The sequence below is a fragment of the Bradyrhizobium sp. AT1 genome (assembly GCF_001590795.1).
GTDB lineage: Bacteria > Pseudomonadota > Alphaproteobacteria > Rhizobiales > Xanthobacteraceae > Bradyrhizobium.
The window spans coordinates 4,865,324-4,875,614 of the sequence record NZ_JXDL01000001.1 but is presented as its reverse complement, the minus strand read 5'-3'; the positions used below and the strand labels follow the sequence as shown (position 1 = coordinate 4,875,614).

Genomic DNA, 10,291 nt, shown 5'->3' with positions numbered 1-10,291 from the left:
CCGATGGGGCCGGCGAGGGGCTTGCCGAGGCCGCCGGTGCCGGGCTTGCGGTTGCCGGGCTCGGCGTTTGCGCCAGAGAGCCGGGCAGGCCAAACGACAAGGCCGCTGCCGGGATCAGCGCGGCCAGAGCGAGACGACGAAACCTGAACATTTTATTCTCCCCAAGGCCTTAGCCACCAAGGCCTAAATCCGTCTTTGCGCCCGGCCGCGCCCCGGTCCGCGCGAACGCGCCGTTCTAACACGCGAGCGCGGAATTCGTCCCATGACAGATGCGTCATGGCAGATCTCTTGGCCGACCTCTGGCGACCGCCGGCAAAACACTGGCCAAGCCGGCAAGGATCGCCATATAAGACAGGCGAAATTCGGGAATTTTCATGAGCGCGCTGGCCAATCACGCATTTGCCAAGATGAACGGCATCGGCAACGAGATCGTCGTTGTCGACATGCGCGATTCCGCAGGCAAGGTGACGCCGGACGACGCCCGCGCGGTGGCGTCCGCCAATGGCGGCGTGGCCTACGACCAGCTCATGGTGTTGCAGAAGCCGCGCCTCGACGGCACCGAGGCCTTCATCAGCATCTACAACAATGACGGCTCGGAAGCCGGCGCCTGCGGTAATGGCATGCGCTGCGTGGTCCGCCGCATCTTCGAGAAGAACGGGCAGACCGCTGCGACGTTCGAGACCGCGGCCGGCTTGCTCAATGCCTGGCAGGGCCCGGCGCCCGATCTCTACACCGTCGACATGGGCGCGCCGAAGTTCGGCTGGCAGGACATTCCGCTGGCGGAAGAGTTCCGCGACACCCGCTACATCGAATTGCAGATCGGGCCGATCGACAATCCGATCCTGCATTCGCCGTCCGTGGTGAGCATGGGCAATCCGCATGCGATCTTCTGGGTCGACGACGTCAATGCCTACGATCTCGAACGCTTCGGTCCGCTGCTGGAAAACCATCCGATCTTCCCGGAGCGCGCCAACATCACGCTCGCCCATATCGTCGATCCCGAGCACATCACCATCCGCACCTGGGAGCGCGGTGCCGGCCTGACCCGGGCCTGCGGTTCGGCCGCCTGCGCCACGGCCGTCGCCGCCGCGCGCCTGAAGCGGGCCGAGCGCAATGTCGAGATCACGCTGCCCGGCGGCAAGCTCGGCATCGAATGGCGCGAGCGCGACGACCACGTGCTGATGACGGGCACCGCGACCTTCGAATATGAGGGCCGATTCGATCCGGCGCTGTTCGCGCCGGCCGCCTGATGGCCGTCGACATCGTCACCTTCGGCTGCCGCCTCAATGCTTTCGAGGCCGAGGTGATCCGCCGCGAGGCGGAAGGCGCCGGCCTCGTCGATACCATCGTCATCAACAGCTGTGCCGTCACCAACGAAGCGGTGGCGCAGGCGCGGCAATCGATCCGCAAATTGAAGCGCGAGCGCCCCTCGGCGCGCATCGTTGTCACCGGCTGCGCGGCGCAGACGCAAAGCGGCATGTTCGCCGACATGGCCGAGGTCGATCGAATCGTCGGCAATGACGACAAGATGCGCGCGTCTGCGTGGCAGGAGACGCGCAGCGCTTTCGATCTTGGCGCCAGCGAAAAAATCGCCGTCAGCGACATCATGGCCGTGAAGGAGATGGCGCCGCATCTCATCGACGGCTATGCGAGCGGCCTGCCGCGCGTGTTCGTGCAGGTGCAGAACGGCTGCGATCACCGCTGCACCTTCTGCATCATCCCCTATGGCCGCGGCAATTCGCGTTCGGTGCCGATGGGCGCGGTGGTCGAGCAGGTGCGCAACCTTGCCGAGCGCGGCCATGCCGAGATCGTGCTGACCGGTGTCGACCTCACCAGCTACGGCGCTGATCTGCCCGGCGCACCGAAGCTCGGCCTGTTGACCAGGCAGATCTTGCGTCACGTGCCGGAGCTGAAGCGACTGCGCATCTCCTCGATCGATTCGATCGAGGCGGACGACGATCTGCTCGAGGCCATCGCCGATGATGCGCGGCTGATGCCGCATCTGCATCTGTCGCTGCAATCGGGCGACGACATGATTTTGAAGCGCATGAAGCGGCGGCATTCGCGGCAGGATGCGATCACCTTCTGCGACCAGGTCCGCCGGCTGCGTCCGGATATCGTCTTCGGCGCCGACATCATCGCGGGCTTTCCGACCGAGAGCGAGGAGATGTTCTCGCGCTCGCTCGATCTCGTCGACGAATGCGGCCTGACGTTCCTGCATGTCTTCCCCTATTCGCCACGCCCCGGCACGCCGGCCGCAAAGATGCCGCAGGTGGCGGGCGGTGCGATCAAGGAGCGCGCGAAGCGGCTGCGTGCGGCGGGTGAAGCGGCCTTGCGCCAGCGGCTACAAGCCGAGGTGGGCAAGACGCGCGAGGTGTTGATCGAGAGTGAGGCGCAGGGCCGCACGGAGCACTATCTCCCGGTGGCGATTGCGGGCGAGCGCGTGGGAAGCGTCGTACCGCGGACGATTACCGGCAGTGATGGCGAGCGGCTGACTGTGTAGTCGGGCGGCGGCAAGGCACACCGCGCTTGTCGTCCCTGCGCACGCAGGGACCCATACCGCGCGATCTATCGTGTGTGGATGATCGAAGTACTGAGCGACTAGTCGTCGTCAAACTGCTCCCTGTGGTTATGGGTCCCTGCGTGCGCAGGGACGACACCGGGGGTGGGATGCAGTTGTGCTCAAAGCAACGCGCCCTTACGACGCCCTGACCTGCCAGAACCGCAGCGTCCGCTTTGCATTCTCCGGCGTCATGTGCGCGTAATGCCCTTGCGCCCTTGCGAGATCCGCCGGCTTCATGGCGCCGGTCGCAAAACGGCTTTCGAGCACGGCGGTGGTGGTTTCCCAGCTGAGCTGCGCTGCCTTGCACGGCACCAGGAGGCCGTCGTCGCGCAGGCTCTGCATCAGCGGGCGAATCACTTCGACGGTCGATCCGGACAGCGCCGCCAGCGCTGCGGCGGTTTCCTCATAGCGACGCTGCTTGGCGAAGCCGAACAACGCTGCCTCGTTGAGCTGGCCGGTGGCCTTGAGCATGGCGATCGCTCGTTTGGCGCCTTCGAAGTCGCGAACGCCCGACATCTCGCGCTCGACGCCGACGGCGATGGCGGAGATCGCGCTCTGGATCTCCTCGAACAGATGCGGCGGCGCGCGCGACAACAGGCGGCTGCGCACGACGTCGGTTGCCGAGCGCAGCAATTGGCGGCGCAGCTCCGACGGCAGGTCGACGCGGACGCCGACGCTGACGGCAAGCTCGGGATCCGCCTCGGCCTGGGCGACCATGACGGCAAAGCCGTTTCCGGAGACGCGCGCGCCTGGATTGGCGGCGAGCTTGCGGCTGACGCTGGGATAGCGGCGCGCCAGCAAAGCGTCGGTGACGATCTCCTTCAGCCACCAGCGGCCGGCCATCGCGAGCAGATGCGGCTCGCCCTTAGCTGAGGCGATCTTCACCAGCTCGCCGTCGTCGAGGCGGGCGGATTCCTGCAGCACGGGCCCGGCAATGCGGATCTCGTCATTGCTGGCGAGGCGGCGGATCACGGAGGGCGGCGCCTGCGCGACCGGCGCCAATTGCGCGCTGATCTCGGCGAGCGCGATCCGCGAGCCCATGTCGGCCAGCGCACGGAGCTCGATGGTGCCGATCAGGCGATCGAGCACCTCGTCGAACAGCGCGATCTGCTCGTCGTCGAAACTGCCGGCGGAGGCAAGGAAGAGGTCGGTGACGCGGCGGGCGGTTGCCAGGCCCTTTTCCGGCGAGCCGGTGCGAATTGCGGATTCGACCTCGTCGATGATCGATAGCCCGGCCGTAGACATGACGCGTTGCTCGTCCTGAGCGAAATGACGGAAGCTTGTTCTAAGCAACCGTCATCATGAGGGACGAGGACTGAAGGTTTCGTAAACCATGGGCGGAGGGCTTGGCGAGCTTCCGCCGCGAATGCAGTGCGCTCCCTCCCCCGCTTGCGGGGGAGGGCTGGGGAGAGGGGTGTCTCCGCAACGGGATAGTCCCCAAGAGGACAAAGCCCTCACCCGGATCGCTTCGCGATCCGACCTCTCCCGCTAGCGGGAGAGGTGAACGACAGCGGCACCTATTCCCCGTTCCAGCCGCAGGCCCTCAGCTTCTCGTGCATATGGGGCGGGGCCGGCGCCACGACGCGGACCGGGTCCTTGTTGCGGGAGATCGGCACCACGATCTCGCGGGAGTGCAGGTGCAGCTTCGGCTCGCCGAAGCGCGGGCCGTTGCCGTAAATGTTATCGCCGAAGATCGGCCAGCCGGTCGCGGAGGAATGCACGCGCAATTGATGGGTCCGCCCGGTCACCGGTTCCATGGCGAGCCAGGTGAAACCGTCGCCGCGGCCCATCACTTTCCAGTTGGTGATCGCCTTCTGGCCTTCGGGGTCGGGCTTCTGCCACCAGCCGCGCTCGGCATTGAGCCGGCCGAGCGGCATGTCGATGGTGCCTTCGTCCTCAGTGGGGCCGCCCTCGACCACGGTCCAATAGGTCTTGCCGATCTTGCCGTGCTTGAAGAGCAGGCCGAGCGAGGCGGTCGCCTTGCGATGGCGGCCGAGAACGAGGCAGCCGGAGGTGTCCTTGTCGAGCCGGTGGGCCAACACCGGCGGCCGCGGCAGGCCGAAGCACAGCGCCTGGAAGGAATCCTCCAGATTGGCGCCGCCCTTGGGACCACGATGCACCGGCAGGCCGGCCGGCTTGTCGATGATCAGCATCAAGCCGTCGCGATGGAGCACGCGGGCCAGGATCTCGTCGGCGGACAATTGGGGAACATCGAGCAATTGCAGGACTTTCGGTCAAGTCTTTCGTTTGGAAGCCGGAACGGCTAACACACCGCCACCATGAACGATACCACGTCAGATCCCCCCAAGTTGAGCTGGTGGCGCCGCCTGTCCAACGGGCTGAAGCGCACCTCGTCCTCGCTCGGGACCGCGGTCGCCGACCTCGTGACCAAGCGCAAGCTGGACCGCGCCATGCTCGACGACATCGAGGACGTGCTGCTGCGCGCCGACCTCGGCACGTCCGTCGCGGTCCGGATCGCGGACGCGGTCGGCACCGGCCGCTACGACAAGGCGATCTCGGCGGACGAGGTCAAGGACGTCGTCGCGACCGAGGTCGAGAAGGTGTTGTCGCCGGTGGCAAAGCCGCTCGTGATCGACGCGGCGAAGAAGCCGTTCGTCATTCTCGTGGTCGGGGTCAACGGCTCCGGCAAGACCACCACGATCGGCAAGCTGTCGCAGAAATTCGCCTCCGAAGGCCGCAAGGTGATGCTGGCCGCCGGCGATACGTTTCGCGCGGCAGCGATCGAGCAGCTCAAGGTGTGGGGCGAGCGCACCAAGACGCCCGTCATCGCTGGGGCGCAAGGCTCGGATTCGGCGAGCCTCGCCTTCAACGCGCTCACCGCGGCGAAGGAGCAGGGCATCGACGTGCTCTTGATCGACACGGCCGGCCGCTTGCAGAACAAGGCCGAGCTGATGAACGAGCTCGAAAAGGTTGTGCGCGTGATCCGCAAGGTGGATGACACTGCGCCGCATGCCGTGCTGCTGGTGCTCGACGCCACCGTCGGCCAGAATGCGCTGTCGCAGGTCGAGGCGTTCCATCGCACTGCCGGGGTCACCGGCCTCGTGATGACCAAGCTCGACGGCACAGCGCGCGGCGGCATCCTGGTGGCGCTCGCGGAAAAATTCAAACTGCCGGTGCATTTCATCGGCGTCGGCGAAGGCGTCGACGATCTCGCGCCGTTCACCGCGCGCGACTTCGCCCGCGCCATCGCCGGAATCGAAAGCTAGAGATGGACAAGACCCAGCCGCATCCGCTGTTCAAGCTCGCGACCGAGCTCGGTCCGCTACTCGTGTTCTTCTTCGTCAACGCGAAGTTCAATCTGTTCGCGGCCACCGGCGCCTTCATGGTCGCGATCGTGGCGGCGATGGTGGCGTCCTACGTGGTGACGCGCCACATCCCGATCATGGCGATCGTGACGGGCGTGGTCGTGCTGGTGTTCGGCACGCTGACGCTGGTGCTGCACGACGAGACCTTCATCAAGCTCAAGCCGACCATCATCTATGGCCTGTTTGCCGCGATCCTCGGCGGCGGCCTGTTGTTCGGCCGCTCCTTCATCGCCGTGATGTTCGACCAGATGTTCAATCTGACGCCGCAGGGCTGGCGCATCCTTACGCTGCGCTGGGCGCTGTTCTTCGCCGGCATGGCGGTGCTGAACGAGATCGTCTGGCGCACGCAGAGCACGGACTTCTGGGTGAACTTCAAGGTGTTCGGCGTCACGCCGATCACGATGATCTTCGCCATCGCCCAGATGCCGCTGACCAAGCGCTATCACCTCGAGCCGGTGTCGCTGGAGGCGAGCGAGGCCGAAGCGGGAGATGTCCGGAAGGGATAGGCAGCTCCGCCCACACCGGCCGAACGGCGACGCCTATTCACGCTGGCGTGCACTGCACGCGGCGCGGCGGATCGGATCGTGCGACCCATCCGACGGGTTTCTTCATCGCTCTGTAACCGCAAGCTGAGATTCTTCAGCTCTCGACCTTGTCGGAACGGTCGCAGGCGATAGCCTCTGGTCGTGAAGAGAGAGGATCGCACGCCGGAGGGCCCGGTGGTGAGCGCAAAACAGGACCACGCCGCTGAACACCTGATTCAGTACCTCCGGCAGCTCGCTCCGCAGGTTCGGCGCCGTCTGCTTGCCGAACTGGAACGGCTGCATCTCCTCGGTGAGGACATTCCGCATTCAGAGCCCCTGATCGCGGCGCTGCGTGCCGAGTTTCGCAACACGGGCCAGAATCACTATCGCGTCGGAAATCCCTCGCGCTACTTCTTCGAGCCGATCGAGCCGGTTCTGGTGGATAGCGCCCCGGAGCGCGCCAATAGCGGCCAGATCGCCCGTGGATCGCTTGCGCCGATCTGGAGCCTCGTGACCGAGCAATTGCTGCGCAGCATGGCCGCCGACTACGTCGCCAACGCGACGAAGGCCATCTCTGCCGACAAGCAGCCCGAGGCGCGGCAGATGGCCCAGGCGTTTCAGAAGAAGGTGCTGACCTCTCTCAACGGCCAGCTTGGTTCTACTGACGGCGCAGCCGGCATTCGCGACGGGCTGATGGCCTATACCAGCTCGCATGCGACATTCGACGACCTCAAGAAAATGCTGCGCTATCTCGACATGCGGCGGGAGCTGGAGGATTTCGGCCGTGCGCTTGCGCCGAAGATTGCCCGGCTTGAAAGCGCCGGCCTCGACAGGGCCCTCGGCCTGTTGAGCACGCTCAAGGCCAGGCGCGTCGATGCCTTGCCGTTCGCGCTCACGATCCTCTCAAAGCGTCTGGAATCCCCTTGGGAGCTGCTGTCGGTCGCGACCGCTCCGGCCGCCGACCGGGCGGCCGCGCGGATCGCGGAGGGCCCTTTCGCGATGGCGGTTTCGATGGTGCTCGATCAGATCGAGGAGAAGCATCTCCTCTTGCTGTTTGCGCTCAGGAACAACCGCCCGGTGCGGGCCAAGGAGATCGTCGGCGAGATCTACCGGATCGAGCAGGCGCTGCGAACGCAGATCGAGCTTCAACGGTCCGGTTGGGCCCAGCGCCTGGATGGGCTGATGGCGGCCGTCCAGGCTGCCGTCAACGCGGAGATCAGCAGCATTCCGGGCGATCACCGGCACCTGACGCACATTCTGGAATCGCCGCGGTTGCGCCCGGGCCATTCCTTCGGCCACAAGGTCGGACATATCTTCGAGAAGAGCTGGGACGTCGTGGCCGGCCTGCTCGCAGGCCACGCGGATACGACCGATCGTCGCGACAATGTGCCGTGAGTTCAGTCCGCGGCGTTAGCTTGTCCAGCGCCGCTGGTCAGCTTCCTGCCTTGAGCGCCTTCTCCAGCTCCGGCATCAGCACCGTCTTGAGGTTCTGTGGCGTGATCGGGCCGACCAGCTTGTAGACGATGGTGCCTTCGCGTCCGACGACGAAGGTCTCCGGCACACCATAAACGCCCCATTCGATCGAAGCGCGGCCGTTGGCATCCACGCCGACGTGGCCGAACGGGTTGCCGTAGCGCCCGAGGAAGCGGCGCGCATTGTCGGCGGCGTCCTTGTAATTGATGCCGACCAGCTGGAAGCGCTTGTCCTTGGCGAGCTCGGTCAGGAGCGGTGCTTCGTCATGACAAGGCACGCACCAGGACGCCCAGACATTGACGAGACTGACCTTGCCCTTGAAGGCGGCGGGATCGAGCCCTGGCACCGGCGCGTTGTCGGCCTGCAATCCCTCGAGCGGCGGCAGCACCGTCTGCGGCGCGGGGCGGCCGATCAGTGCGGACGGAATCCGCGAGATATCGCCGCTGCCGAGCCGGAACCAGAACAGCAGCGCAAGGCCGATGAAGGCGATCAGGGGCAGCACCATCAGGAAAGTGCGGCGCTGCGGCGGTGCGGAGGTCGATTGATCGCTCATGACGCGTCCATGGCGCTACGGCCGGAGCGGCGGGTGACGCCGCTGCGGTCCAGCTCGCGCAGGCGCTGCGTCTGGTTGCGATGGTCGAGCGCGATCCAGCCGATCAGGATCGCGACCACGACGGCCGCCGCGGCATAGGACGTCACGATGAAGGAGGCATAAGGTCCGAGCGACATCATCCTGCGGCCCCGACTTCGTTCGACGCGTTTTGTCCGCGCGAACCGGTGCCTGTTTCGTTCGAGAACGCGACACGGCTCGCCTGCATCATCTGCAGCGAGCGGACGCGGCGGCGCAGGATCTCGTTGCGCATCGCCGCCAGATGCAGCGTGACGAACAGCAGCGTGAAGGCGATCGCCATCACCAGCAGCGGAATCAGGAAGGATTTGTCGAGGGCCGATCCGCCCATGCGCATCACCGAGGCGGGCTGGTGCAGCGTGTTCCACCAGTCGACGGAGAATTTGATGATCGGCAGATTGAGCGCGCCGACCAGGGTCAGCACCGCGGCGGCGCGCGCCGCGCGCGAGGGATCGTCGACCGCGCGCCACAGCGCCATCAGGCCGAGATACATCAGGAACAGGATCAGCACCGAGGTCAGCCGCGCGTCCCACTCCCAATAGGTGCCCCACATCGGCCGGCCCCACAGCGAGCCCGTGAGCAGCGCGAGGAAAGTGAAGGCGGCGCCGATCGGCGCTGCGGCCTTGGCGGCGACGTCGGCGAGCGGATGCCGCCACACCAGCGTGCCCAGCGAGGCGATGCTCATCACGCCCCAGACGAACATCGACAGCCAGGCATTGGGCACGTGGATGAACATGATCTTGACGGTCGCACCCTGCTGATAATCGTCCGGCGCGTAGGCAGATTGGTAGAGGCCGATCGCGAGGAGGATGATTGTCGCGGCCGCGAGCCACGGCAGGACCCGCGCCGTCAGCGCGAGGAACCGGGTCGGGTTGGCGAGGTCGATCAGTGACATGGTACCCTGATAATCATCGATGGCCGCTCAGGCAATCAGCACGAAAGTCCCGGGCGAAAGTTGATCGGGGTCAAGGTCGGCCGAGCCCATCTCAATCGCGCCCATTTCAGTCAAGTCCATGCCGCAGGCTCGCTGCGGCTGCGAAGGGGCCGATCACCAGGCTGACCAGGGACAGCGCGCACAGGATCGAGAACGGCGCGCCGAAGGTCATGGGGCCGACGATCACGGCCTGCGAGGCCGCAACCCCGAAGATCAGCACGGGAATCGACAGCGGCAGCACCAGCACCGCCATCAGCAGCCCGCCGCGGTGCAGCGTCACCGCCAGCGCCGCGCCGATCATGCCGGTAAACGTCAGCGCCGGGGTCCCTGCCAGCAGCGTCAGCGCCACCGCGGCCGTGGCGACCATGTCGAGGTTGAGCAGGAGGCCGAGCACGGGGGTTGCGACAATCAGCGGCAGGCCGGCCGCCAGCCAATGCGCCAGCGCCTTGGCGGCGCAGGCGAGTTCCAGCGGCGTCCGGCTCATCGTGATCAGGTCGAGCGAGCCGTCCTCGTGGTCGGCCATGAACAGCCGGTCGAGCGTGAGCAGGCTCGCCAGCAGCGCGCCGAGCCACAGGATGGCCGGCCCCAGCCGCGACAGCAGCGCCAGATCCGGCCCGACCGCGAACGGCATCAGGACCACGACAGTCAGGAAGAACAGCACGCCGATCAGTGCCCCGCCGCCGACGCGGAGCGCGATCCGGATGTCCCGGCGAATGAGGGCGGACAGGGCAGTCATGGAAGCCTCCCATCGCGCCCCAAAGGCGGTGCGCCCCCTCCCCCGCTTGCGGGGGAGGGTTGGGGAGAGGGTGTCTCAACAACGAAGACTCCCCCAGTGGAGAGAGC

At 66.1% G+C, this 10,291-nt stretch carries 11 protein-coding genes; 5 read left to right on the top strand and 6 right to left on the bottom strand.

Features of this window, described 5'->3' with window-relative positions; genetic code table 11:
- The first annotated feature begins 374 nt into the window (after positions 1–374).
- Both dapF and mtaB read left to right on the top strand, forming a co-directional pair.
- Positions 375–1,250: a diaminopimelate epimerase gene (gene dapF, locus SE92_RS22595; protein ID WP_063198489.1), complete on the top strand. Its 876-nt coding sequence runs from the start codon at positions 375–377 to the stop codon at positions 1,248–1,250.
- Positions 1,250–2,503, top strand: coding sequence for a tRNA (N(6)-L-threonylcarbamoyladenosine(37)-C(2))-methylthiotransferase MtaB (gene mtaB / locus SE92_RS22590; RefSeq protein ID WP_063198487.1), 1,254 nt, complete (start codon positions 1,250–1,252; stop codon positions 2,501–2,503). The genes dapF and mtaB overlap by 1 nt, the downstream gene beginning before the upstream one ends.
- A 195-nt stretch (positions 2,504–2,698) precedes the next feature.
- Here mtaB and SE92_RS22585 read toward each other — a convergent pair whose 3' ends face one another.
- Both SE92_RS22585 and SE92_RS22580 read right to left on the bottom strand, forming a co-directional pair.
- A complete protein-coding gene (locus SE92_RS22585; protein ID WP_063198485.1) occupies positions 2,699–3,808 on the bottom strand; it encodes a DUF2336 domain-containing protein in 1,110 nt (369 codons plus the stop codon).
- Positions 3,809–4,080: 272 nt separating this feature from the next.
- Entirely contained in the window at positions 4,081–4,782 is a 702-nt protein-coding gene (locus SE92_RS22580; RefSeq protein ID WP_063198484.1) for an RluA family pseudouridine synthase, read from the bottom strand.
- Positions 4,783–4,842: 60 nt separating this feature from the next.
- Here SE92_RS22580 and ftsY point away from each other — a divergent pair, with 60 nt between their 5' ends.
- The 3 genes from ftsY (at position 4,843) to SE92_RS22565 (ending at position 7,808) form a co-directional block, all read left to right on the top strand.
- A complete protein-coding gene (gene ftsY / locus SE92_RS22575; protein ID WP_063198483.1) occupies positions 4,843–5,790 on the top strand; it encodes a signal recognition particle-docking protein FtsY in 948 nt (315 codons plus the stop codon).
- A 2-nt stretch (positions 5,791–5,792) separates the two neighbouring features.
- Positions 5,793–6,395, top strand: coding sequence for a septation protein A (locus SE92_RS22570; protein WP_063198481.1), 603 nt, complete (start codon positions 5,793–5,795; stop codon positions 6,393–6,395).
- 216 nt (positions 6,396–6,611) lie between these two features.
- The gene (locus SE92_RS22565; RefSeq protein ID WP_157095625.1) at positions 6,612–7,808 is read left to right on the top strand and encodes a hypothetical protein; all 1,197 of its coding nucleotides are present in this window, start codon (positions 6,612–6,614) and stop codon (positions 7,806–7,808) included.
- Between the two features lie 37 nt (positions 7,809–7,845).
- On the opposite strand, the gene SE92_RS22560 is transcribed toward SE92_RS22565, so the two are convergent.
- The 4 genes from SE92_RS22560 to ccmB form a co-directional block, all read right to left on the bottom strand.
- Positions 7,846–8,439, bottom strand: coding sequence for a DsbE family thiol:disulfide interchange protein (locus tag SE92_RS22560; protein ID WP_063198478.1), 594 nt, complete (start codon positions 8,437–8,439; stop codon positions 7,846–7,848).
- Positions 8,436–8,618, bottom strand: a complete 183-nt coding sequence (gene ccmD, locus SE92_RS22555; protein ID WP_084251877.1) for a heme exporter protein CcmD — start codon at positions 8,616–8,618, stop codon at positions 8,436–8,438. Before ccmD ends, SE92_RS22560 begins: the two co-directional genes overlap by 4 nt.
- A complete protein-coding gene (locus SE92_RS22550; RefSeq protein ID WP_063198474.1) occupies positions 8,615–9,409 on the bottom strand; it encodes a heme ABC transporter permease in 795 nt (264 codons plus the stop codon). Before SE92_RS22550 ends, ccmD begins: the two co-directional genes overlap by 4 nt.
- Before the next feature lie 106 nt (positions 9,410–9,515).
- Positions 9,516–10,184 (bottom strand): heme exporter protein CcmB, encoded by a 669-nt coding sequence (ccmB, locus tag SE92_RS22545; RefSeq protein WP_063198473.1) that lies wholly within the window; start codon positions 10,182–10,184, stop codon positions 9,516–9,518.
- Between the last annotated feature and the right edge of the window lie 107 nt (positions 10,185–10,291).